This is a genomic window from Nonomuraea aurantiaca (genome assembly GCF_020215705.1).
GTDB lineage: Bacteria > Actinomycetota > Actinomycetes > Streptosporangiales > Streptosporangiaceae > Nonomuraea > Nonomuraea aurantiaca.
The window spans coordinates 22709-46507 of the sequence record NZ_JAIWNB010000044.1; the positions used below are offsets into that span (position 1 = coordinate 22709).

Here is a 23799-nt window from a genome sequence, read left to right on the forward strand (position 1 = left end):
CCCGGTGCAGACAACGTCGTGCACTTCAACAACGCCGGTTGCGGTCTACTGGCCACGCCGGTGCTGGCCGCGATGGTCGACCACCTGCGGTTGGAGTCCAGCATCGGTGGCTACGAGGCCTCGGCCGCCCGCGCCGAGCAGGTCCGCGAGTTCTACACCGAGACCGCCGCCCTGATCAACTGTGCTCCCGAGAACATCGCGTTCGCCGGTAGCGCCACCCACGCCTTCTCCACCGCTCTGTCGGCGATCCCGTTCGAGCCCGATGATGTCATCCTCACCACCCGCAACGACTTCATCTCCAACCAGATCGCCTTCCTGTCGCTGAGCAAGAGGTTCGGTGTGCGAATCGTGCACGCGCCCGACCTGCCAGAGGGCGGGGTGGATGTGGCGGCGATGGCCCGACTGATGAAGGAGCACCGGCCCCGGCTGGTCGCCGCCACCCACATCCCCACCAATTCCGGCCTGGTCCAGCCGGTCGCTGAGATCGGCCGGCACTGCCGCGACCTGGATCTGCTGTACCTGGTCGACGCCTGCCAGTCGGTCGGCCAGTACCCGATCGACGTCGCGGAGATCGGCTGTGACCTGCTCACCGCCACCTGCCGCAAGTTCCTGCGCGGCCCGCGCGGCTCCGGCTTCCTGTACGTGTCCGACCGCGTCCTGCGCGCCGGTTACGAGCCGCTGTTCATCGACATGTACGGTGCCCGCTGGGTTGAGCCGGGCCGCTACCAGCCCGTCGAGACGGCAGCCAGGTTCGAGGACTGGGAGTTCCCCTACGCCATCCTCCTCGGCTGCGCGGCCGCCGCCCGCTATGCCCGCCAGGTCGGCATGGACGCCATCGCCCGCCGTACCCCCGCCCTGGCCGCCGACCTGCGCGACAGGCTCGCCGATCTGCCAGGGATACGCGTGCTCGACCACGGCCAGCAACTGGGCGCCCTGGTCACCTTCGCCATCGAGGGCTGGCAGCCGGACCCGTTCAAGGCCGCCATGGACGCCCGCGGCATCAACTCGGCGCTCAGCTTCCGCCACTTCGCGCAGTTCGACTTCGGCGACAAGGACATCGATTGGTGCCTGCGCCTGTCACCGCACTACTACAACACCGAACAGGAAGTGGACCAGGTCGTCGCGGCGGTCGCTGACCTCAGCGTCGCGGGCAGCGGCAGTGACGACCGCTGAACCTCTCGCCGATCCGGATGCCGCCGCTCGGGAAGGACTGTGGCGCAACAGCGACTTCCTGAAGTTCTGGCTCGGCGAGACTCTGTCGCTGCTCGGCACCCAGGTCACCAACCTTGCGCTGCCGCTGACCGCGATCTACGCCTTCCACGCCACCGACGAGCAGGTCGGTCTCCTGAGGTTCCTGCAGCTCGCCCCCTACCTGGGGCTCGCTCTGCTGTTCGGGGTCTGGGTCGACCGGGTCAGGCGGCGGCCTGTCATGGTGTGGGCCAACCTCACCCGGATGGTCCTGCTCGCGCTGATCCCGGTCCTGTCCTGGCTGGACGTCCTCAGCATGGCGCCGCTCCTGGTCATCGCCTGTGTCATCGGGGTCGCGTCGGTGCTGTTCGACGTGAGCTGGATGTCCTTCGTGCCCACCCTCGTGAAGGACCCCAAGCACTACGTTGAGGCCGGCGCCAAGATGGGGATCAGCTCGTCAGCGGCTGACGTGGCCGGTCCCGGGCTCGCCGGTGCCCTGATCAGTGCGGTGACCGCGCCGGTGGCGCTGGTCGTCGACGCGTTCTCCTACCTGGTGTCATTGGGCTCCCTGCTACTCATCCGCACGCACGAATCACGCCCAGAACCGCCTACGGCGCGCAGACGCCTGCTGACCGAACTACGCGAGGGTCTGCGCTGGGTCTTCGGCAACCCGATCCTGCGCGCGCTGGCCCTGGTCGGGTTCTGCTGCAACTTCTCCATGGTCACCGTCTGGACCATGTTCCTGCTGTACGGCACGCGTGACCTGCAGCTGGACTCCACAACCCTGGGTGGCGTCTTCGCGACGGCCTCCGTCGGCGGCTTGATGGGCGCGATGATCTCCCGGAAGATCATCGCGCGATTCCGGCTCGGGCGGGTCTATCTCGTGGCGCAGACGGCTCTCCTGCTGGGCCCGGCACTGATCGTCTTGGCAGGCGGTCCGAGGCCGGTGATGGTGGGGATGTTCGTCCTGTCCTTCTTTGCCACCTACCTGGGCCTCGGCGTCGCCAACGTCATCATCGTCAGCCTGCGCCAGACCAGCACCCCGCAGGCGATGATGGGCCGGATGACTGCGGTCTTCCGCACCTTGCTGTTCGGCGGCGGCGCGCTCGGCGGTCTGTCCGCAGGCCTCCTGACCGGTGCGGTCGGCGCCAAGGGCGCGCTCACTATGGCGGCCATCGGCTCGGCCGCCATAGTGATCGGGCTCATCGTCTCCCCGGTAAGCCGGCTCCGCACCCTGCCGTCGCCCGATACAGGAACCAGCCCTCACTGACGGGGAGACAGGTGATGTCGCCGACGTAGCGCTGGTTCTGGGCGGGCAGATCGCTGTCTGGTCACTGTCGCCCACTTAGCCGACCACCTCGGCCAAGTCCGTCGCGAGGCTAAGACTCTACGTATTCAACCTGTGTAGCCTCCAACTTCGCCGGGACGGTCCACAGACACTCGCAAGGCGATTTGTCTGGGAACCTCCGCGTATTGGCAGCTTAGACATGTTCTGTGGTGCTTTGCGAATGGGAGGATGTCTCGCAGCAGGCCGGACTCCCATCCGCAGCCAGGCATCACCCAATGCCGTGGGAGGTGCCGCACAACCTCCTCTTCAGAAAGCTGCATACCTACTTGAAACTGATCACACGCGGGATTGTCGCGGCCTGTGTACTAGCAGGGATCCTCGGCGGCCCAACCCATGCTTCGGCGGCCACGATGTCCAGCGCGCTGCCAACTGATTCCTACCGCTCTCATCCTGGCGGGCTGATTTCTCGGAACGTGTATGACTACGCGCCGACGGTGATGGTCGATGGGCGTTACCGGATGTGGTGGTGCAGCCAGCTCTCCGGCGGCACCATACCGGGCGATGACATCCTCTACGCCGAGTCGGCCTCGCCGGGTGGACCTTTTCTGGCCTCTGACGGCGCTCCCCAGCGGCGAGTGTTCGATGGGACGACGGGATGGGATCAGCACACCTGCGACCCGTCGGTGCTGAAGGTCGACGGGACCTATTACATGTATTACGGCGGCTCGCGAGACAACTCGCCTGCCTTGACTCAGATCGGTGTGGCCTCAAGCACTGACGGGATCTCCTGGCAGCGCCTGAACCAGGGGCGGCCGATCATCACCCCGGCCTTCGACGTCGACCGAGACAACAAGTACGGAGCTGGCCAGCCCAGCGCTGTCTACCTCGACGGCAAGTTCTACCTGATGTTCACCGACACTACCGGCAGCGGCGCGCTCAGCAACGGAGCCGGGCAGTTCGTCTGGCGTTCGGCCGATCCCGCCTTCCAGAGCGGGGTGGAGGTGTTCACCGCGAGCGGCTGGCAGCCAAGGACGGTGGACAACGACCGCAGCTTCATGGTGCTCAACGGCTTCTCCGTAGACTGGCAGTACTCTGACGCGCTCCAAGCGTTCATCGTCGCCAGCAACGGCCCCAACTCCACCGGGACGGTTCTGGAGTTCCTCGACCGCACCGACTTGCGCGTCCACCCCTATCCCAATGGGCTGCTCACCGGCACTTACAGTGAGGGGCCCGGCCTGGCCTCGCGGCCGGACAAGCATGCCGGCGTCACCCGTCAGGGTGAGTGCGGCCGCGTCCCCATCGACGTGGTGCAATCCACCACCGGCGCGCCGCCGCACACCCTTGGTCATTTCGGTTTCGACCTGCTCACCGGCCGCACGTGCGATCAACTGCCCAGCGCTCAAGTGGCGGCCGTCTTCGACGGCTACGGCATCGCGAGCCCGGGCCTGCCGGCCACGCTGGTCATCAGCGGTCGCCGTCTGCAGCTCGAGGAAGCCGCTGTCTACACGGCGCTGACCAGCAACAGGGTCGACGTCTCGTCTCAGACCTTCCATCGAATCCCGTACGGCGCTTCACTGCACAGCCGCCAGTCGGCTGTGCGATCCCCCGGCAGGCCATCCGGTTACGTACTGGACGATGGGCGGCTCTGGCCGGTCACGGATGATCGACTCTTCGCCCTCAACGGGTCATGGGTGAAGTACCTCGCCCTTCAGCAATACGACAGCTACCCGAAGGGCCCTACGCTCCGCCCGGCCTGATCAAGCTGACCAGCGCTGAGTCCGCGACAGCCAACATGTCCGGACAGCCGAAATACGCACCGCCGAGCACACGGTGCGGCCCATCAGAAATACCAACTACCCGCCTACCATCCAGCAGGCGCTCGCCGGCTCAATTCGAACGAATATACAGCCTGCTTATGCGGAGGCTAGAAATGAAGTGGATATCATGAGAACCTGGAAACGTTGGGTCGTCGGCTTGGCCGCGTTAGTGACAGCCATAACGCCAAACGTGGCCGCGCAAGCGCCTGCGGCCGCTGCCGGTCCCGTCACCCCTGGCTATCCGTGTGGGGGACCACAGCCTGATGACGCTACCGTGGAGATTCTGACGGCGGGCGCGGGCGTGGAGCCCAAAGGTGTGAAGCAGATATTCGTGAACGGCACTTCTAGTGAGCAAACCTACCCTTATTCAGTGCTGGAGGAGCAGTCACTGTCGGTGGAGACCAGCGTGACCAGTTCGCTGGAGATCAGCAGAGTGATTGGTGCTTCCCGCTCGGCTGGAGTAGTCACGACCGTGGCGACTAAAACCGCGACCACCGCCGGGGCGCAGCTTAAAGTGCCCCCAGGTAAGACCGGGTACGTGCAGCCTTACGTGCAGTTCACCCGGGTGGCCTATAAAAACATCGATCACACCGTCCGTTTCAACATTTTGGGCACTTGGTGGTGCTCGAGCGGCACGATCGTCAGTTATCGCTCTGCCAAAATCCCGACAGCGTCGATCATTTGCGCTTGGCTGAGCCCTGACACCCGCTGCACCCGCACGATGCTTCAGGGCGGTGGCGGCGGCTACGGCCAGCCCCCCGGTTCCGGGACCGCTGGCCCGGCGCCAGGTCCAGTGCCAGTAACCGACGTACGCAGCGTTTCTGATGGCACGCTCTTGCACGCCACCGACACCGGCCGCATCTATAAGATGGTCGGCGGCGCTCCAGTGTGGCAGGCCACATGTAACGACGGGATCTGCAACACCACTCCCCGCCCGACCACCCAGAGTGTCATCGACGCCGGTCCCGCCACCCCACGCAACGGCGCCTCCGCCGTCGACCAACGCGGCCGGGTATACATCTTCATTGGCGGCGCCCCCATCTGGCAGGATTCCTGCGCTGCTCCGGTCTCCTGCGGCACTCCGGTGAAGATTTCAGACTGGTCGATCGACGCCCGTAATCATATGAGCCAGGAGCCGGCTGACGGAGCTCTTGTCCAAGCCAAGGAGGGCAATACCGACCTTCCCGTGGCCATGACTCTGGGCGGCGCACTAGTGCCGTTCGCTACTCCTCAGGAGGTCATCGACACCGGCTACGGCACAGACTGGACCTCCAAGGTGGTGGCCATCTCCGGTGGCAGCTACAACCGCATCGGCTTTATCCCGCGTACCGGCACCCTGATTCAGGGCACCGCTGGCGGTACCTCCACACCGGTGGCAGCGGTCCTGGGAGGGGCGCGGATCAACTTCGCCAACGCCCAGGAGGTGATCGACGTCGGGCACGGTGCGAACTGGGCCTCGAAGGTACGCGGGGTACCCACCCGGCACTTCAACGCCATGCCCACCGTCCCCGAGGACGGCACCCTGATTCAGGGCGCCGGCAACGGTGGCCCCACACCGGTGGCCGCCATGGTGGGCGCCGCTCGAGTCAACTTCGCCTCCGAGCAGGAAGTCATCGATGCCGGCTACGGCACCGACTGGGCCTCAAAGGTCCACGCCATCCCCGCCCGAGCGTTCAACGAGATCAGAACGCAGATCATTGATGGCACGCGCATCGGCAAGAGTGGCAGTACGTCGGAGGGTGCGGTCGTTGGTGGGGCGAAGGTGCCCTTCATCAGCGGTGCCGAGCGTGACGAGACCGGCTATGCCTCCCAGCCGTTGCAGAAGATCCCGGCGCGGGTGTGGGATGCGATGTCAACGACCGTCGCTGATGGCACGCGCATCGGCAAGAGTGGCAGTACGTCGGAGGGTGCGGTCGTTGGTGGGGCGAAGGTGCCCTTCATCAGCGGTGCCGAGCGTGACGAGACCGGCTACGGCACAAAGCCGTTGCAGGAGATCCCGGCGCGGGTGTGGGATGCGATGTCAACGACCGTCGCTGATGGCACGCGCATCGGCAAGAGTGGCAGTACGTCGGAGGGTGCGGTCGTTGGTGGGGCGAAGGTGCCCTTCATCAGCGGTGCCGAGCGTGACGAGACCGGCTACGGCACAAAGCCGTTGCAGGAGATCCCGGCGCGGGTGTGGGATGCGATGTCAACGACCGTCGCTGATGGCACGCGCATCGGCAAGAGTGGCAGTACGTCGGAGGGTGCGGTCGTTGGTGGGGCGAAGGTGCCCTTCATCAGCGGTGCCGAGCGTGACGAGACCGGCTACGGCACAAAGCCGTTGCAGAAGATCCCGGCGCGGGTGTGGGATGCGATGTCAACGACCGTCGCTGATGGCACACGGATCAAGGCACCCGATTCAACGATTGTGTGGATCATGACAAACGGCCACCGAGTCACCACGGGCACGTCCACAAACGTATGGGTGGTGCCAGCACGGGTTATCGACGCCATCCCCCTGGCATAGTCCCAAGCATGTCGCATCAGTTGTGTGAACTCCCATGAGATGCGCACCACGCTAAAAGATGAGCTTTCCTCGTGACCGCTCAGCGGCGTTTCAGCCCAGCGGGCTGACATTGTGCGATTGCGCGCTGCTCGTTATCGAGTGTCGCTCGCTCAACAGGTATCACGTCGGGGCAGATCCGTGTCGTCATGCGGATCTGCCCCGTCTGCTTTTGCTCGGTTCACAAAGCAGAGGGTCCGCCTGCATGGCGAGGAGAGCGGCACCCCAGAATTCGCCTCGCTCTTGACCGGTGTGAGTTTCCACTTGCCGGGTTGGTGTGACGCCGTAGGCAAGCCGTCCGGGCCCCAGCAAGTGAGGCAAGGAGTACTACAATCGTCCGCATCGACTGGGTCCAAGCCGACCGGTCCTTCTCCGCAGCCAAACATCGAGGGATCTCTGGTGCCCCGCCCGGCAGTGCCATGACCTGACCGCCGCTCGCTTCTCGGGCAGGATCTTGCGGGGCTGGTGTTCCCGCAACTGCCCGGCCTGGTCATCGGCAGCGTTCAGGCCGGGGCCGGGGCGATCGTGGTGCATGTCACGTCCAGCGGGGGCGCCGGTGGCATGTCCCAGCTGCGGGGCAGTCGGGACGATGAACATCTTCACCGAGCACCACTCGCGGTACAAGCGGGCCAAACGGGGCGTGCTGATCTACTGGACAGTCGAGACCGCTGGAGCGATGGCCATCTACAGCCAGCACCCCCTGCTACGCCGTTTCCAGGGCGAGACCACTCACCCGGCCTACTCGGCGATGCTGGAGGTGGGGTGTGCCCAGAGAACCATTGTCCTAGCTCGCTGGCTCCGTGACCGGGACCTGCAGCATGAGACCGAGTCCGGGCTGAACGTGGTGGAGAACTACAACGGGGTCAACGACTACATCAGGTTCGGTATGCGCGGCGAGTTGGCCAGGACGCCGTGCAGATCGACGCCATGCGGCTGCCGGGGCGGATGCGCGACAACGCCGCGGCCAGAGGCTCGGGCAGGAGGCCGTTCTCGCGTACGGGACCGAGGACGCGGGAGGGTGGGGCCGGAACCACCGGTCTGTTTAGAGGACTTGTTCCCGAACCCCAACCAATTCAAGACGGTCGTGGTCGTCGTCTCGGGGGTCGACACCTCCTTGGGGGCGTTCGACACATTCATAGCAGTCGTCCCTGCTCGGTCTTCTTGGTCAGCTCGCTCACGGCGCTCAGCCGGCTGACGGCGCTGAGCCTTCTTCTTCTCCGCCGCCGCGAGCTCCTTGGCTCGGCCTTTTTCTCTGCCTCGAGCTTGGAGTCCTTCTCCTCCTCCATCGAGTTCGTCGAGCCGGAGCGCCGACGCGCTGGCCTTTTCCTCCGGGGCATGGGCGTTCTCCTCTACGGTCCTGGCCGGGCAGTGTTCCTCCAAGGCTGAGAACGAACCTTCCGTTCGCGAAAGCTCGCCGACGGGACAGGGCGGGCCTGCTGTGCTGTCGTTCCACGCTGTCCTCAACCGGCGTTCGGCGCGGCGCAGAAACCGGGAATTGGCCATCCGATCACGAAGAACGCCCGGTTCTCGAGCACGGCCAGTGTGCTTCGCCTGTCGAAGATCGGGGACATGGCAGTGCGCTGGCCACGGGACCTGCCCGCCGAGCCGTCCAAATCGATCGCCGACAAGCCTCTTTGGGGGAACCGCAGCCATCAAGCGAGGAAACGGGCCCAGCCACAAGTCTCGGCATGTCCTGTCTCAGCGGCGCGGCCGTTAGGGTAGGCGCGCACACAGGTAGGGGCGGGCCAGGACGACGGCAAGGGTGGTCAGGCAGATCCCGAGGTAGACCGGAGCCAGATGCCAGAAGTCGGTGTAGCCGATCTGGACGTGCACCAGTGTGGGCGGGATGAACCCCGCGATCGCAGCCAGTGTCAGCGACCACCACACCCATGCCTCGCCGCGGCGCCATCCCCAGGCGCTCAGCAAGGTGATCGCCGCGGCCGCGGCCATCAACGCACCGCCGAACCCTGCCCGGTCGTGTGCAATGAACGGCAACAAGTGCGGGCTTGCGGCGCGGAGGTTCTCGGGCGAGGTGTGGAGGAAGGCCAGGTCACTGGGGACGAACACATGGGTGAGCCCCACGATGGACACCGCTAAACCACCGGAGAACAGCCCCAGGCCCGTGATAATCAGTAGAAGTTGGCCCAGCAGAGCCCTTCGCCGGTGGTGTTCTGGCCCCTCTGCCATGAACGTCCACTGTGGACGAGCAGGGGGCCGGCGGGTGGCAAGGACGAACATCGGGACGAGCACGACGGTGACCGCGGTATGCAGTGGCTCCACGAAGCCGAATCCCAGGAAGTAGAACAGGGTGAGGAATCCGATGCACCCGGAGGTCAGGTAGGCATTCCGGGCCCATGGCCACCCACGCCGGATGCCGCCGATGGCCAACCCGGTGTAGAGGACTCCGATCGCCACCATCGTGCCTGCCATGGTGACCCTGTCGTGCTGCAGGAAGTGCACAAGGTTGTGGTTGGTGCCGTGCACCTGATGCAGGTCCAGGCCGAGAAAGTCCCGGTCGTACCAGAGCAGGACCGGACCAAGAGTGATGATGGCCGCGCCCAGGCCAGCGCAGATCATTCCGATCCCCACCCACAGTCCCCACCACCAGGCAGGCCACCGTCGCGGATCACGACCCACCTCACGCAGTCCGGGCAACGGGCACGTCGGCGTGGCCGCTTCGGCCACCCGCTGAAACCAGCCAGGCCCCGCTTCGACCAGTGTTGCCGGGGTCGCCGCAACAGCCTTGGCGCCGTCTTTCAGTGCCACCAAGGCATCGGCGATGGCTGGAGTGGTCAGCTCGATCACATCCGCGTCGTCGGTCAACACCGCGTCGACATGGGAACTGAGCGCCGCCGCCACCGCAGGATCGGCCGTACGCACGAACACGGGACACCGCCGGCCGACGACCGCTTGACGCACCAGATCAACCTCGTCCCGGCCGATCGGCGCCACCATGATCAGACCGGCACCCTGCGTCGGCAATGCACGGACCGCATCACGCGCTGTCGCCGGTGGCACCACCGCACCCAGCCGCGCTGCCACATCGATGCCGGCAATCGGTTCCGGCCAACACCGCCGGGGGCGCCGAATGACCGGACACGCTCTCGATCACCCTGCGCCCGCCGGGCAACGAGGCCAACGTGGCCAACGCCCGTAGAGCGGCCCGTTGCGATCGTCGCAGTCCAAGCAGTGCAGCGGCAAGCCCGCGCAGCGGATGATAGGTCCAGTCCGGCATCACGGTGCCCATCTCAGAATCAGTGCCATGGAGCGCAGAATAGCCAGGCCGATCGCCGGAACGGGCGTTCCGGCCGGCGACCACCGTGCCGGGCGACTTCCGCGGTATCCCTGACCTGGTCGGCCGCGACTTCACCGCCGCCCGGCCGGGCACCAAGCTGGTCGGCGACATCACCTCATGGGAGAGCCACAGGGTTGATCGGGCAGAGTGCAGGTCGAGCTGTCGGCGGGTGACCACTCAGACATCACGGACTTCCGCTTGAGGTCTTCATGTAGACGGTGGCCCCGTCGGCTGTAGCGGCTGGGACCGGCCGTCACCCCGTCCTCACCCTCCCCGAACGCCTTCTGCTCACTGTCTTGCACCACCGTCTCGGCCTGCCCAAAGCGGTCCTCGCCGAACTGTTCGAGGTCACCCTCATGACGGCCAACCGAGCCATCCGCCAGATCCGGCCCCTGCCCGAACAGGCCGGCTACACCATCACCCCCGCCCCCAAACGCCTCTACTCCGCAGCAGACCTCATCACCTACGCCATGAGTATCGGCGCCGTTCCAAACAAGATCAACTCGGCGTGTTAATTCTCTGCAGGCCCTAAGCGTTTCCATGGTTTCGCGGACGCCACCGCCTCCCGGCACGCGGAGTCAGCTGAGCGCGTGGGGGATGCGGTCGAGCACGGGGTGGCTGGCCAGGCCGTAGGCGTAGAAGTCGATAGCTTGCGCGCCGGCCGCCCGGGCGCCGCGCACCTTGGCGGTCAGCCGCTCAGCCGAGTCGCTGTCGGGGTAGCCGGGGCGTAGCACGGCGCGCACCTCCCGGCCCTTGCCCACCGAACGCAGGTAGGCGCCCACGTCGTTGGCCACCCGGGCGGCGTCGCGCGCGTAGGCGAGCACGGCGAAGGAGGACACGAGGTCGCCCAGCGCGACCGGGTCGACGCCGAGCTGCCAGGCGTCGTGCGCGGCCAGCACCGGCGAGGGCAGGCCGTCTCGGTAGCCCTTCACCGCGCCCGTCGGGTCGACGAAGACCAGCTTGGACCCCTCGCTCGCCACCGCGTCCGCCACCTGCGAGACCAGCGTGGTCACGGTCTCGCAGCGGGCGCCCGCGTAGCTGACGACGTCCGGCCCCGCGTAGGCGGTCAGGGCGGCCCTGGTCACCTCGCCCTCGGCCGGTGGGTCACCGTCCAGGACGCCACCGACGATCCGCGCGCACTCCTCGCGCGCCATGTCGGCGTCAACGCCGAGATCGGACGCCCGCGCCATGCAGAAGCCGCAGAAGCACAGGGCCATCAGGTAGGCGTCCATCGGCCCGAGCGGTACGAACAAGCGCTCAGCCTTGAGCGGCCGGTAGTGCAGTCCCTCGGCGACCACGCTGTCCACCCCGAGCCTGGCCACCGACCTGGCCAGGGCCACGGCGTACTGCCGCACCTCGGGATGGGCCGGGCACAGGTCGGTCGGGTAGCCGCGGTCGCCGAAGCAGTTGCGCACGATCACGTCCGGGTGTTGAGCGCCGAGCGTGCCGTTGCGCAGGAACACCGTCCGGCCGTGCAGCTTCAGCCCGCGCGCCCGGCAGGCCTCGAGCAGGCCGTCGAAGGCGTCGGTGTAACCGGCCGGCGGCACCAGCCGAAGCCCGGCGAACAGGTCATCAGGCAGGTCGAAATGTGCCCCGTCATGCCGCAGGGTCAGCTTGGACAGCCCGTGCGGGGTGACATCGCGGGACCCGTGATGGACGGCGCCGACCGTGATCCCGGCCACGCCGCACTCCCGCACACGATTGAGCACCTTCTCAACGCCCTCACCGCGCAGGTCCTCGACGAGAACGTAGAGCGAACTATCCACGCTCTGACCTTATGTGCTCCTATGGGCGACGAAGTCGATCTCCACAAGGATGCCGAACAGGTTGGAGCCCACCGTGGTTCATTCATCACCGGGATGGTGGTAACGGACGTGCCTCCCGCTACTCGTCCACGGTCAACTTGTTGATAGCGACCTGGCGGTCGGCGCCGGTGGGCAGTGGGCGTCGATCGCGCGCAACCAGGTCAGCTTGTCGATCGCGGTCTTCACCGAGGTCGCCAAGCACCCCGGGCCAGCCTGACCAGCCACTCCAGCCGGGTCATCCCCACCCCCGCATCCACCAGCAGCATCCGCCCCGGATCGGAGCGAACCTCCACCGTCAGCAGGTGCGCCACCAGCTACCACGTCAGATCAGAGGCCGCCTTGCGCGCGGTGCCGACCATCTTGGCCAACACCAGCGCGCCGGGCGCGGGGGCCGCTTCTTCGCCGCCGCGCTCGGCATGGCCGTCGCTCCCGCCCTGCTGCGTTGTCACGCGCACGTGAGCCGGTGGCTGCTCGATCCCACCAAGGCGGCCGTGCTCGCCCGGAGGGTCAGCGCGCTGACCACGAGCCGCTCGGAGATCAACGACGCATAGGCCGCAGAGCTGCGCCGGATCGAACGCGACCTGCATGACGGCGCGCAGGCCCGGTGGGTCGCCGTCGGGATGACCCTGGGCGCGGCCGAGCACCCCGTCCAGCATGATCCCGACGCCGCCAAGGTCATGATCGCGCGCGCCAAGGAGCTGTCGGTGACCGCGCTCGGCGAGCTGCGCGAGCTCATCCGGGGCATCCAGCCGCCGATCCTCGCCGATCGGGGCCTCGCCGACGCCGCACGCTGGCCATGGACGCCCCGCTGGACGTGGACAACGCGCGTGAACCTGCCTGGCCAGGCGGCGGAGCCGATCGAGGCGGCCGTCTACTTCGCGGTGTCCGAGCTGCTGGCCAAGCTGGAGCTACGCCACGAGAGCGGCGTGCTGAAGGCCACCGTCACCGACAACGGACGGGGCGGCGCGACAGTCGGGCGCGGTGGCGGGCTGCACGGCATCCGGCACCACCTCGACGGCTTCGACGGCGTCCTCACTCATCAGCCCGACCGGCGGACCCACCGTAGCCGCCTTGGAGATCCCATGCACGTTGTCCTCGCCGAGGACGTCTACCTCCTCGAGAAGGGCTCACCCACATCCTGACCGCCCACGGCATCGACATCGTGGCCGCGGGGGACAACGGTGAGGACCTGCTCGCCGTGGTGAGCGCGCACCAGCCGGACCTGGCTACCCGTGGACGTACGCCTGCCGCCCGGCTACAAGGATGAGGGCGTGCGTGCCGCGATCGAGACCCGCTGCCGCCGGCCCCGGTTCCCGGTGCTCGTGCTGTCGCAGTACGTCGAGCAGATCTACGCCCGCGAGCTGCTCGCCGACGGCGCGGGCGGAGTCGGCTACCTGCTCAAGGACCGCGTGTTCGACACCGCCCACTTCGTCGAGGCGTTGCGGCGCGTCGCGGCCGGCGGCACCGCGATGGACCCCGAGGTGATCTCCAAGCTGCTCGGCGGCACCTCTCCCCTGCATCCCGCGCCCCTGCTGAGCCCGCGCGAACGCGACGTGCTCCAGCTCATGGCGCAGGGACGCTCCAACGCCGCCATTCGCCGGCCAGCTGTACATCAGCGAGGGCACCGTCGGCAAACACATCGCCGCCATCTTCGCCAAGCTCGGCATCGACGCCGCAGAAGACACCAACCGCCGCATGCTGGCCGTACTCACCTATCTCAACCGCACTTGAGCGAACGGCCGAACTCGGTCAGGGGAGTGCTCCACCTTCGGTGGGACCTGATGACAGACCTCACGATGGACGACCAGCGCGGCCGGCCCGGCGGCGATGGCCGGCCGCCGTTCACACGTCCCGTCGCTTCGTCACGACCGGCAGCCTGTGCGGCACTCGGTGGGACTGACTCCGTGGAAGCGCTTGAAGGCCGCGCTGAATCCGAACGCGTCGGCGTACCCGACCTGGTGGGCGACCGCGGCGACGGTCGATGTCGACTCGGCCAGCAGATCGGCGGCCAACGTCATGCGCCAGTCCTTCAGGTACGTCAGCGGCGGCTTGCCGACCACCTTGACGAACCGCTCGGCGAGCGTGGTCCGCGATACACCGGCCGTGTCGGCCAGCGCGGCGAGTGTCCACGGCCTGCCGGGCGCCGCGTGCATCGCCCGCAGCACCGGGCCCAGCGTCTCGTCGTGCCATCCGACGGGAGCCGCGGGCTGTTGATCGAACCAAGCTCGCAGCGTGCACACCAGCAGCCACTCGAGCAGTCGGTCCAGCACGACCTGCTGACCGGTCGCGCACGAGGCGGATTGCGAGGCCAGGAAGTCTCGCGTCGCCGTGCAGTCGTCGCTGTCCGGCAACACCAGCATGGGCGGCAGTATGTCCAGCAGCCGGTGTGCCACGGCCCCGCGCACGTTGTACGCCCCGACGAGCAGGACGGAGTGTTCGTGCGAGCGGGCGGTGAACGCTCCGCGCACGATCGCCGTCTCGCCGACGCGCACGACGCCATCCGTCAGCTCAGTCACGCCTTGAAGGGGGGAGAGCAAGGTCAGGGGCGCATCGCCGGTGAGGCGCCGGGGTGGCGTCAACTCCTCGATGCTGACGCCGCCGCCTTCCAACCGGATAGTGCGCAGCAGGTCATCGACCGGATCCATGCATCCAAGTCTACGGACGATCGCACATGTGCTCCGGACGCTGAACCATGTCCGGGACCGTACAAGACCACTTAACTCGTCGGCATGACGATTGTGGTGTTGGGCGGAACGGGCAAGACCGGGCGTCACCTGGTGGACACGTTGCGTGGGCGCGGCGAGGACGTCCGCGTCGCGACTCGGTCGAGCGGAACGCGGTTCGACTGGTTCGATCAGAGCACGTGGGCGGCCACGGTGGCGGGCGCGTCAGCGCTCTACCTGGTCTGGCCCGATGCACCGGAGCACGCCGAAGTGTTTGTGAAGCAGGCGACCGAGGCGGGTGTGCGCCGGTTCGTGGCGTTGTCCGCCCGCGAGATCGACGAGTTTCCCGGGTATTTCCTCGGCATGGCCGCGGCGGAACGGGCCGTGCGCGACTCTGGTGCGGAGTGGACGATCATCCGCGCGAACAACTTCAACCAGAACTTCGACGACCCGCAGATCTGGCTGGCCCCGCTGCGCGAAGGACGGCTGGCCCTGCCCATCGGGGACACGCCGGAGCCGTTCATCGACACTCAGGACATTGCCGACGTCGCCGCGGCAGCGCTCACCCAGGATGGCCACCACGAGCAGGTGTACACCCTGTCCGGGCCCCGGGCGCTGACCTTCGGCGCGGCCGTGGCGGCCATCGCCAAGGCGTCGGGACGGTCCATCCGGTACGAGGAGCTCACTCCGGAGCAGTATCGGGACGAACTCCTGGCGCAGGGCGTTTCCGAGGAAGCTGCGGCGGAGCTCGACGCGCTGTTCGCCGGGATGCGTGCGGGCCTCTACACCGAGCCGCATGACGACGTGCGGCGGGTGCTCGGACGCGCCCCGATCGCCTTCGACGCCTATGTGGCTCGGACCGTGTCCGCGTGGCGCTAGATCGTGCTGAAATCTCCGAGTGACCTCCAAGAGCCTGCCGGCAGGCATGGGCCGGAGAGGCGGCTTCGATGCGGAGGATGGCGGCTTCTGCAGGCACGCCAGGGCTGAGCGGCCAGGAGTTCACGGGCCCTGCCGTGCTGTCCGTGGCTGGGCAGGACGGACAGCGCCGGCGGGCCGAGACTCTGCTTGGCCACGCCTGCAGCCGACCGCCGGCCAGACCAGGCTGATGGTGGAGAACCGCTCACGCCGCGGCTCCAGCACCGGATGCGGGCCGTCGCGGTCTCGCACTGATGCGGCAGTGACAGCCTGCCCAGCAGCAGCCCGAGTGTGTGGACCATGACACGCCGCTTCTGCCCGCTCCAGCTTCTCGCCTGCGTCATGACCGCAGGCCGACGCTGCACTGTCGTTCACGACGATGACGACCGGCGGTTGGCGACTGCTCCTCCAGCACTGAATAGGGGTAGATTTGCTCAAGAGAAGTGCCGTTCGCGAATATCTGCTTCACACCTTTGGGCTCCACGCCGCGCCCACCGTCAGAATCTCCACGGTAGCGTCATCAGGCTCTGGTCCCCCACACGGATAGCTAGGGGAGACGGGACCGGCAGCGGCCGCCGCGAATTCAGCGCTGGTCATCTCGATCAGGCCGGACGGAGCGTAGGGCCCTTCTGATAGCTGTCGTATTGCTGAAGGGCGAGGTACTTCGCCCATGACCCGTTGAGGGTGAAGAGTCGATCATCCGTGACCGGCCAGAGCCGCCCATCGTCCAGTACGTAACCGGATGGCCTGCCGGGGGATCGCACAGCCGACTGGCGGCTGTGCAGTGAAGCGCCGTACGGGATTCGATGGAAGGTCTGAGACGAGACGTCGACCCTGTTGCTGGTCAGCGCCGTGTAGACAGCGGCTTCCTCGAGCTGCAGACGGCGACCGCTGATGACCAGCGTGGCCGGCAGGCCCGGGCTCGCGATGCCGTAGCCGTCGAAGACGGCCGCCACTTGAGCGCTGGGCAGTTGATCGCACGTGCGGCCGGTGAGCAGGTCGAAACCGAAATGACCAAGGGTGTGCGGCGGCGCGCCGGTGGTGGATTGCACCACGTCGATGGGGACGCGGCCGCACTCACCCTGACGGGTGACGCCGGCGTGCTTGTCCGGCCGCGAGGCCAGGCCGGGCCCCTCACTGTAAGTGCCGGTGAGCAGCCCATTGGGATAGGGATTCTCAATAGGTTGAGACAAAGGATCTTGATCTCTTTTGTCCCAACTAGTCCCTTATGGCGGGTTAGGCAGCGAGGCCCGAACGTGCTGCGGCGAGATCGGGCACATAACAGCGCCGATCACGTATGAGCGCCCACAGAACATTCACGCGGCGACGGGCCAAGGCGATGACGGCCTGGACATGCTTCTTGCCCTCGGCGCGTTTACGGTCATAGAAACGACGAGACGCGGGATCGCATCGAACGCTTAATAGCGCCGACATGTAGAACACCCGATTCAGCCCGCGGTTATATCGGCGCGGCCGGTGCATGTTGCCGCTGATGCGCCCTGAGTCGCGCGGAACGGGCGACATGCCGGCGTAGCCTGCCAGGTGGCCAGCGTCGGTGAAGTCGCTCAGATCGCCACCGACGGCCGCGAGGAACTCGGCACCGAGGACATGGCCTATGCCGGGCATGCTCTCGATGATCTCGGCGAGCTCGTGCTGGCGAAACCGCTCCTCGAGGAGCTGGTCGACCGCGTCGATCCGTTCGGCCAGGGCGATGAGGTCCTGGGCGAGCTGGGCGACCAACCGTCCTGCAACCGAGCTGCCGGGCAGGGTGACGCTCTGCTCCTTGGCTGCCTTGACGGCCTTGCCGGCCAGGTCGGTGTGGCGGCGGACGCCGCGCGCCTGAAGCCATGCTGCGAGACGGGCGACGCCCAGCCGGCGGATGTCGGCCGGTTGCTGGTAGCCGGTCAGCAGCACGAGCGGGCCGTTCGTGGTGAGGTCCAACACGCACTCCAGCGCAGGCCAGAGCTCCAGCAGCATCTCGCGCAGGCGGTTGACGGCCCGGGTGCGGTCGGCGACGAGGTCCTTGCGACGGGCCACCAGGAGACGCAGCTCGATGGCCTCTTCGGTGTGCGTGTGGATGACCGTCATGCCGCGGCGCATGCGTGCTTGGTCGGCGATGATCGCCGCGTCGCGCGCGTCGGTCTTCGCGGCGCCTCGGTAGCCCTTGGCGACCCCGTTGACCACGGTGCTGGAGATGTAGAGGACCTCCTGGTCCTGAGCGGCTAAGAGCGCCAGCACCAGGACGGCCGGGCCCGTTCGGATGTCCACTGCCCAGGTGATCGTGTTGGCGAGCGCGCCGATCTCCTTGATCAGGGCGAGGATCGAGGCCTCGTCGTTGAGCATTCGCCGGGAGAGGAGCTGCTTCTCGTCGGCGTCGATGACCACGACGTGGTGGTGGCCTTTCCCGATGTCGATTCCAGCCCAGGCGCGTTCCACGCCGTCTCCCTCGTCCTGAAGTTTATGGGGGTGTTGCGGGCGACCTCGCTGGCTCATCCCTATTTCAGCGATCTATCGCAGTTCTTAATCAGCAGCCGAGTCGCCGGTGAATACTGGGCGGCCAATCTGTAGCAGCCTCAAATTCGGCGGATGGACGAAAGCCATACCCAGTATTCGTGGTGTTTGTCAGGGCCATACATTAGCCCGGACTTCCACCGCTAGTGAGCCTAACGTGACGCATAGGGATGGACGAAGCGGGTGTGGCTGCGGGACCTGGGAGAACGCGATACTGCTCCGGCGCGTGCGCCGCACCTGTGTCTGGTGCCCGGCGCTCTGCGGCGCACCGGCCCATCCTGAACGGCTGAGGCGACGTCCTGGGCGGCAACGCCCTCAGCCCGCGCCCTTGACCGAGGTCTTCGCCGACACCATGACAGTGGTTGCGCGCTTGGCCCAGCTTTCCCTCAGTCAGGTCGAGCGGCCGGACTGCCCCTCAGGGAAGGCGCGCTGGGAGCATAGAAATCTACATTGTAAAGGCGCTCGGTTGATGCATTTGTCTTCTTCTCCTACAAAGGCACGGGCTTCGCCCGTACGTTCACCCAGGAGCCAGAGTGGTGCGCGTTCGCGCCCATGGCAGTGACCTGGATGCGCTGGCCGAATAGATGGTGAGATTCCGCATCGGAGGCGCCCGCTCAGTTCGTCTGCGCGCTGGAGGGGCGCGGCCGTTCATAGGTGAGTGCGACAGGCTGGCCCGGGTCTTCGCGGCGCGCCTGCTCGTCGCACCCGGATACTGACTGCAGAGACGAGAGCGACCTGAGCCGCCGGCCAGCAGCGCGTTGAGACCATCGATCTCCATCCTCCACGCGCCCTCATCCCGTTCGGCCCTCGCCAGCACTGTCACGCCTCACGGTCGGCACCCCGGCCGCCCACGTCTTGCTGCGATTCCAAGCCTGCTTTGTGCAGCTCGCTCACCGCCTGCAACTGTCGAAGCTCGCTGACGCCTTGCCGTCTCGCATGGCTATCCACGGCTTCCGGGATCGGCATGACGATTTCCTCTCTCCTATGGAACGTTCCCCCCACATCGACAGATAGATCCATATGGACCCTCAGCAAGACCCCCAGCAGTCTGAGCCCCGACAGCCCTGGTTCTCCTCGCTGGGCACCGTTCAGCAGATCCTTATAGCCTTTCTGGCCACGCTGGCGGCGTTCTGCTTGGGCGTCGGGGTCGTCCTTGTTGCCAACCGAGGATCGACCTCTGAAGGTGAGGCGACACCGCTAACCGACCAAGACGTTCAGGAGCTTCGCGAGTATCTGCCGCCTACTGCGCGACCGTCTTCACCGACCGGGCTCACCTTCCAGCAGAAGCAGCAGATCCTGTTCAAGTTCTGCACGTCTTCTCAGATGCGCGGGCCGGTGGGGGACAGCTCTGCATACCCGCACTGCATGGTCAGCTACTACGTCACCGACCAAGGCATGGTCATGCCCAAGTAGTCGAAACCGTATCCGGCCCCCGGTCGAGGGCTGGGGGCTTTGTCGCTTATGGCCTGCTCTCGACCGAAAGCCGGGTACAGCAGGTGTATGGGGAAGCTTCTCGTTCGCCGACTCAGACAAGGCCCTGGAGGCCGCTGAGGGTCCGCTGACAGGGCCTGGTTCAGCCAGAGGGAGTTCTCCGGCGGAGCCGACTTCGACAGAGCGCAGTTCCCAGGGGCGCGCTTCACCGACTGGATCTTCTGCAACGGGGCGCGGTTCACCAATGAGGCCGGGTTCAACCATGCGCGATGCACCGGCGGAACAAACTTCAGCTCCCGGTATCCGGTGATGAACGGGTGGATCTGGATGGGGCTTAGGTGGCGCCTGCTCGGCCAGATGCGTGGCTCGCGTGGCCGGCGGGTCGGCTCGACATCACCGCCTGAGATCCGTCCTCTACGTCCCGGCCAAGCCATCAACGCGTAACCGAGCCGGGCGTGCGGTGAAGGTATGGCCGGGCGGTACGCCGCTGCGCGTGCATCAACCGCTCCATGCCGCTGCCCCCAGTGCCGTAGACGACCACTACGCGCGGTGTGACCTCCACGTCTTCCATGCGGTACCCGCGCCGCTGGCTGCCCACCTGCCACTGACGCCTGAGTCATCGCTTGCCGGGAAGCCTCACCACTTCGGTGAGGGTGTGGAGGGCGACATGTCGGCGAACTTCGGCCACCGAGCGGCAGTCGGCGATCCAGATGAGCCGCTTGCCGTACCAGCGGGAGACGGTGATGACCTGCCGGGCGTTGAGGATCTTGGGCTCCACCTCGTGTCCGTCTGGGCTCACCCAGCATCTCCGCACCTTCACCCGAGAATCGTACAAAACGGACAATAGCGGATGCGGGTAGCTGCGTGGCGTGCAGCGCCGGCCCGCCCGAACCCGGCGACGTCGAGGAGTTGGACGAATCCATGGCCACCCGCCGCTTCCATGGCGTATCTCGGCCATCAACGCCGCGATCAATACCTCCCATTCGGCCAACGCGGCGAGCAACTCCTCATGGCTCAGGGCCTAGAAGTCGCTGGGGGGCGGCACTTGCTCCCTACGGCGACAATCTCACGACATCCGCACCCGCGGAGAGAACATGAGTGATCAATTACGGGCCCGAATGGATACATGGGCTCCTGTGGCTCGCCCATGGTCAGCCGCCCGCGCGTAACGGGGCACGTAGGTAACGGTCTGATGATTACAGCGGTGTCCCTGACTCGGTTCCCCTATTTTACGCATGCGACCGATTCATGCGGTATCGGCGGATCATGCGGAGTGGGCAATGGCAACCAAGAATCGGACATCCCGGAAACGGAAACGATTGGAAAATCCGCCAAAAGGGGACGCCGGAGAGAAGGGCCCGGAATCGGAAAAGGAGCCTCCCAAGAGGTGGTATACCAAACCGCTGGTATGGGTCGGCACGATCATTGGCGGTGGCATCGGCGCCGTGGTGACAGCGCTCGTGCTCGGGCTCGGGCAGGCGGCAGTAGATCCCGACGCCCTGCGGGACGGTACGCAGAAGGCGATCAGGGGGGATGACGACCTGGACGTTTACGTTGAGGGGTTCTTCGCGGAGGATGAGGGCCGGTCGATTGCATTCGCGCATGACTTCCAGCCCGATGCTGCACTGTCGAAGTCGCTCGTCAAAATGAACGCCGCGGTGTCGGATGAGGTGGACGCCCGGTTGCTGAAGCTGGGGGGTGTCCGGGTCGGCACGCTCACCCTGAGGATCGGTCTTCAGAGCAACCGGAACCAGAAGATCCAGATCAAGGGCATCACCCCTGAGATCATTTCCCGGTCGGCTCCCCTGGACGGCACCTTGTTTGCTATGGGAACCCAGGCGGGCGGCCAGCCTGTCTCGCGCATGGTGATCAACCTACACGAGCGCGTCCCGGTCGCGCGCGAAGTCGTCAAAGGGGATCCGTTCAGTGACGGGACGGAAGGCCGGCCGTATTTCGAGGAGAACGAGATCCCGCTGTCGTATGGACGGCACGAGACGGTGATCATCAGGGTCAACGCGGACCGCTTCTATACCGTTTTCAACCTGCGGGTGAAGTACCTGATCAACAATAGGCAGGAGGAGCAGATCATCACAGACCAGGGCAATCAGCCTTTCAAACTGACTGGACTTCACTGCGGCCCCGGCACCGGTCTGATGTCCTACGGGCGCGCCTTCGTGGTGGACGGCTGGTATGCGTTTCACCCCGATGCTCATCCTGACCAGGTGCGTGATTCCGACTGCCACTGACACACGCCCCGCAAGACGATCTCGTCGTCGGGCGGTCTGCCGCGGCTGCGTCCCTCGGCCGCGGCAACGAGGTGACGGTTGTGCTTTGGCGCACGTGGACGATCTGGTGGGCGTAGGCGTCCTGGGGCGCCGGCATTCGAGCAGCACCTGGCAGGTGTCCTGGCAGTCGATCCAGGACCGGTGCCTTTGTGTACCCGCTTGCCCGGCCGCCGTGGACGAACCGGCAGCTTTCACGATCGCCCCGGCCCAGGACTGCCGGTCGTGGTCGGTGGATAGCGCCCCTGCGCTGTGGGCGTCAACAATCTGTTGGGCTTCCCGGTCGCCGGTGGGGCTCGTGGCCGTCACCCGCAGCGTGGCCGCGCACCGGCCAGCTGTGGCGGGCGTTCCGTGCCATCGCACAGGTGGAAGATGGATTCTTAACGCCTGGCCCTGGCCTGAAGAGCACGCCTCAGGCCAGAGCAGGGCGGTCATGATGTGGTGATGTTGCCGATGGTGAGGGTGTACGGCACCGCCTTGGTGATCGAGTCGGCCACCGCGGTGATCAGGATGCGGAATTGGCCGCGCGGGGTCCTGATCGAGGTGTGCAGCGTAATGGTGACCGGGTGGTCCTCACTCACCTTCGGTGAGGACAAGGTGGCGGTGACCCCGGGCGGCAGGTTGGTGACGCTGACCGCCGCGCTGGAGGTGAAGCCCTTGGACGGGGTGAGGGAAACCACGGTGGTGGTCGAGCCGCCCGGTTGGACCGAGCCGAGCCTGGGGTCGAGGGCGATGGAGAAGTCGGTGGGGATCGCTTGGATCGCCAGCGCGTGCAGGGCGGTCGCGCCCGAGCCGAGATAGGTGGCGTGGCTCACCCCGACGACGGGGCTGGGGTTGGGGTTGTTGGGCGCGGTCGATCCGGTGCCCAAGCCGCCCAGGGTGTTGTCGCCCCAGGCCAGCACCGTGCCGTCGCCGCGGCGCGCGTAGCCGTTCTCCGCGCCGACCGCGAGTTGGGTGGCGCCGCTGACGGCGGTGGCCACAGGGGGATAGACAGGGGCGGAAATGGTACCGATGCCCAGCTCGCCGCGGCTGTTGATGCCCCAGCTCCACACCGTTCCGTCGTTGCGTAGCGCGCTGACGTTGCCCGAGCCGATGCCGATCTGGGTCAGGCCGGCGATGCCGGTGGTGAATGCCGGGGTGGGGCGGTCGCCGAGGCCGCCAGGGCCCAGTTGGCTGACGCCGTTGTCGCCCCAGCCGAACACCGTGCCATCGGCGCGCAGGGCCAGGCCGTCGACGTCGGCGGCGGCGATGTCGATGATGGTGGTCAGGCTCGCCAGCTTGGCCGGCGTGGCGCGGAAGCCGCCGACCGTTCCGTTGCCCAACTGGCCGTCACTGTTGCTGCCCCAGGTCCACACCTCGCCGTTGACGTCACGCGCCACGACCGAGCGCTGGCTGGTCTCGACATCGGCCATGGGCGGCAGGCCGAGAACCTGCTTGGGTACGGGGTTGGTGGCGGGCACGTTGTCGCCCAGGCCCAGGTTGCCGAATCCTGAGCCGTTGAAGCCCCAGGCCCACAGTCTGCCGCTGGAATCGATGGCGAAGCTGCTGCCCGCACCCGCGGAGACGTCGACGATGCCCGTCAGTCCTGGCACGTGCACGGGGGTGAGACTGGGGGTGGTGGTGCCATCGCCCAGCCCGCCGAAACCGTTGGTGCCCCACGACCAGATGGTGGTGTCAGCGGCGATGGCCAGGGTGTGGGAGGTGCCTGCCTCGACCTTGGTGAAGGCGATCTGCCCGGCCACGGTGACCGGGGTGTTGGCTTGCTGGGTGGTGCCGTCGCCGAGCTGGCCTTGTTCGTTGTGACCCCAGGCGACGGTGAGGATCTGGTCGGTGGGATCGGCGAGCGCCGGCGTCCCGGCCGCCACCATCGTCATCACCGAGGCGGCGGCCAACGCCAGGGCCACGAGGGTGGACACCGGCCATCGGCGCTGGAACCGGATGCGGGACTGGGCAGCCCCGTCCCGAACCGGCGCCTCCCCGCAGAATCGCGAGCTGAACATCGTGATGTTCTCCCTCGAAAGGATCGCACCCGCACGAGGCGTCGACGGCCAGCCGGATTCAT

General features: G+C 66.6%; 18 protein-coding genes and 2 pseudogenes. 12 read left to right on the forward strand and 8 right to left on the reverse strand.

Annotation, left to right across the window (positions count from 1 at the left end; translation table 11 throughout):
* The first annotated feature begins 18 nt into the window (after positions 1 to 18).
* The 5 genes from LDL49_RS51505 to LDL49_RS51525 all read left to right on the forward strand — a co-directional run bounded on the left by LDL49_RS51505 (position 19) and on the right by LDL49_RS51525 (position 8030).
* Positions 19 to 1173 carry an aminotransferase class V-fold PLP-dependent enzyme gene (locus tag LDL49_RS51505; RefSeq protein ID WP_225302291.1) on the forward strand — a complete coding sequence of 385 codons (1155 nt, stop codon included), beginning with the start codon at positions 19 to 21 and terminating at the stop codon, positions 1171 to 1173.
* Entirely contained in the window at positions 1160 to 2458 is a 1299-nt protein-coding gene (locus LDL49_RS51510; RefSeq protein ID WP_225302292.1) for an MFS transporter, read from the forward strand. The genes LDL49_RS51505 and LDL49_RS51510 overlap by 14 nt, the downstream gene beginning before the upstream one ends.
* 293 nt (positions 2459 to 2751) lie before the next feature.
* On the forward strand, positions 2752 to 4233 hold the full coding sequence (locus LDL49_RS51515) for a glycoside hydrolase family protein (RefSeq protein WP_225302293.1): 1482 nt from the start codon (positions 2752 to 2754) through the stop codon (positions 4231 to 4233).
* A gap of 334 nt (positions 4234 to 4567) precedes the next feature.
* On the forward strand, positions 4568 to 6799 hold the full coding sequence (locus LDL49_RS51520) for a hypothetical protein (RefSeq protein ID WP_225302294.1): 2232 nt from the start codon (positions 4568 to 4570) through the stop codon (positions 6797 to 6799).
* A gap of 712 nt (positions 6800 to 7511) precedes the next feature.
* Positions 7512 to 8030 carry a Tn3 family transposase gene (locus LDL49_RS51525; RefSeq protein WP_225302314.1) on the forward strand — a complete coding sequence of 173 codons (519 nt, stop codon included), beginning with the start codon at positions 7512 to 7514 and terminating at the stop codon, positions 8028 to 8030.
* 518 nt (positions 8031 to 8548) lie between these two features.
* On the opposite strand, the gene LDL49_RS51535 is transcribed toward LDL49_RS51525, so the two are convergent.
* Complete coding sequence (locus tag LDL49_RS51535) at positions 8549 to 9790, reverse strand: hypothetical protein (protein ID WP_225302295.1); 1242 nt, start codon at positions 9788 to 9790, stop codon at positions 8549 to 8551.
* A 558-nt stretch (positions 9791 to 10348) separates the two neighbouring features.
* Here LDL49_RS51535 and LDL49_RS51540 point away from each other — a divergent pair.
* Positions 10349 to 10645: a transposase family protein gene (locus LDL49_RS51540; protein ID WP_225302296.1), complete on the forward strand. Its 297-nt coding sequence runs from the start codon at positions 10349 to 10351 to the stop codon at positions 10643 to 10645.
* 63 nt (positions 10646 to 10708) lie between these two features.
* Here LDL49_RS51540 and LDL49_RS51545 read toward each other — a convergent pair whose 3' ends face one another.
* Positions 10709 to 11896, reverse strand: a complete 1188-nt coding sequence (locus LDL49_RS51545; protein WP_225302297.1) for a hypothetical protein — start codon at positions 11894 to 11896, stop codon at positions 10709 to 10711.
* Between the two features lie 341 nt (positions 11897 to 12237).
* Between LDL49_RS51545 and LDL49_RS51550 the strand changes: the two genes are divergently transcribed.
* The 3 genes and pseudogenes from LDL49_RS51550 to LDL49_RS51560 all read left to right on the forward strand — a co-directional run bounded on the left by LDL49_RS51550 (position 12238) and on the right by LDL49_RS51560 (position 13666).
* Positions 12238 to 12486: a hypothetical protein gene (locus LDL49_RS51550; protein ID WP_225302298.1), complete on the forward strand. Its 249-nt coding sequence runs from the start codon at positions 12238 to 12240 to the stop codon at positions 12484 to 12486.
* A gap of 18 nt (positions 12487 to 12504) precedes the next feature.
* A pseudogene (locus tag LDL49_RS51555) lies at positions 12505 to 12678 on the forward strand (histidine kinase dimerization/phosphoacceptor domain-containing protein); the annotation flags it as partial.
* A 339-nt stretch (positions 12679 to 13017) separates the two neighbouring features.
* Positions 13018 to 13666: pseudogene (locus LDL49_RS51560) on the forward strand (LuxR C-terminal-related transcriptional regulator).
* Between the two features lie 131 nt (positions 13667 to 13797).
* On the opposite strand, the gene LDL49_RS51565 reads toward LDL49_RS51560, so the two are convergent.
* Positions 13798 to 14580 (reverse strand): AraC family transcriptional regulator, encoded by a 783-nt coding sequence (locus tag LDL49_RS51565; RefSeq protein WP_225302299.1) that lies wholly within the window; start codon positions 14578 to 14580, stop codon positions 13798 to 13800.
* 84 nt (positions 14581 to 14664) lie between these two features.
* On the opposite strand from LDL49_RS51565, the gene LDL49_RS51570 reads away from it, so the two are divergent.
* The gene (locus LDL49_RS51570; RefSeq protein WP_225302300.1) at positions 14665 to 15477 is read left to right on the forward strand and encodes an NmrA family NAD(P)-binding protein; all 813 of its coding nucleotides are present in this window, start codon (positions 14665 to 14667) and stop codon (positions 15475 to 15477) included.
* Positions 15478 to 16115: 638 nt separating this feature from the next.
* Here LDL49_RS51570 and LDL49_RS51575 read toward each other — a convergent pair.
* The 3 genes from LDL49_RS51575 to LDL49_RS51585 all read right to left on the reverse strand — a co-directional run bounded on the left by LDL49_RS51575 (position 16116) and on the right by LDL49_RS51585 (position 18990).
* Positions 16116 to 16706: a hypothetical protein gene (locus tag LDL49_RS51575; RefSeq protein ID WP_225302301.1), complete on the reverse strand. Its 591-nt coding sequence runs from the start codon at positions 16704 to 16706 to the stop codon at positions 16116 to 16118.
* A 43-nt stretch (positions 16707 to 16749) separates the two neighbouring features.
* The gene (locus LDL49_RS51580; protein ID WP_225302302.1) at positions 16750 to 17949 is read right to left on the reverse strand and encodes an IS110 family RNA-guided transposase; all 1200 of its coding nucleotides are present in this window, start codon (positions 17947 to 17949) and stop codon (positions 16750 to 16752) included.
* An 894-nt stretch (positions 17950 to 18843) separates the two neighbouring features.
* On the reverse strand, positions 18844 to 18990 hold the full coding sequence (locus LDL49_RS51585) for a hypothetical protein (protein WP_225302303.1): 147 nt from the start codon (positions 18988 to 18990) through the stop codon (positions 18844 to 18846).
* A gap of 54 nt (positions 18991 to 19044) precedes the next feature.
* On the opposite strand from LDL49_RS51585, the gene LDL49_RS51590 reads away from it, so the two are divergent.
* Positions 19045 to 19437: a hypothetical protein gene (locus LDL49_RS51590; RefSeq protein ID WP_225302304.1), complete on the forward strand. Its 393-nt coding sequence runs from the start codon at positions 19045 to 19047 to the stop codon at positions 19435 to 19437.
* A 634-nt stretch (positions 19438 to 20071) separates the two neighbouring features.
* Here the strand turns inward: LDL49_RS51590 and LDL49_RS51595 are convergent.
* Complete coding sequence (locus LDL49_RS51595; protein ID WP_225302305.1) at positions 20072 to 20254, reverse strand: transposase; 183 nt, start codon at positions 20252 to 20254, stop codon at positions 20072 to 20074.
* Between the two features lie 481 nt (positions 20255 to 20735).
* Between LDL49_RS51595 and LDL49_RS51600 the strand changes: the two genes are divergently transcribed.
* The gene (locus LDL49_RS51600) at positions 20736 to 21701 is read left to right on the forward strand and encodes a hypothetical protein (RefSeq protein WP_225302306.1); all 966 of its coding nucleotides are present in this window, start codon (positions 20736 to 20738) and stop codon (positions 21699 to 21701) included.
* Between the two features lie 467 nt (positions 21702 to 22168).
* On the opposite strand, the gene LDL49_RS51605 is transcribed toward LDL49_RS51600, so the two are convergent.
* The gene (locus LDL49_RS51605; RefSeq protein WP_225302307.1) at positions 22169 to 23737 is read right to left on the reverse strand and encodes an RCC1 domain-containing protein; all 1569 of its coding nucleotides are present in this window, start codon (positions 23735 to 23737) and stop codon (positions 22169 to 22171) included.
* Between the last annotated feature and the right edge of the window lie 62 nt (positions 23738 to 23799).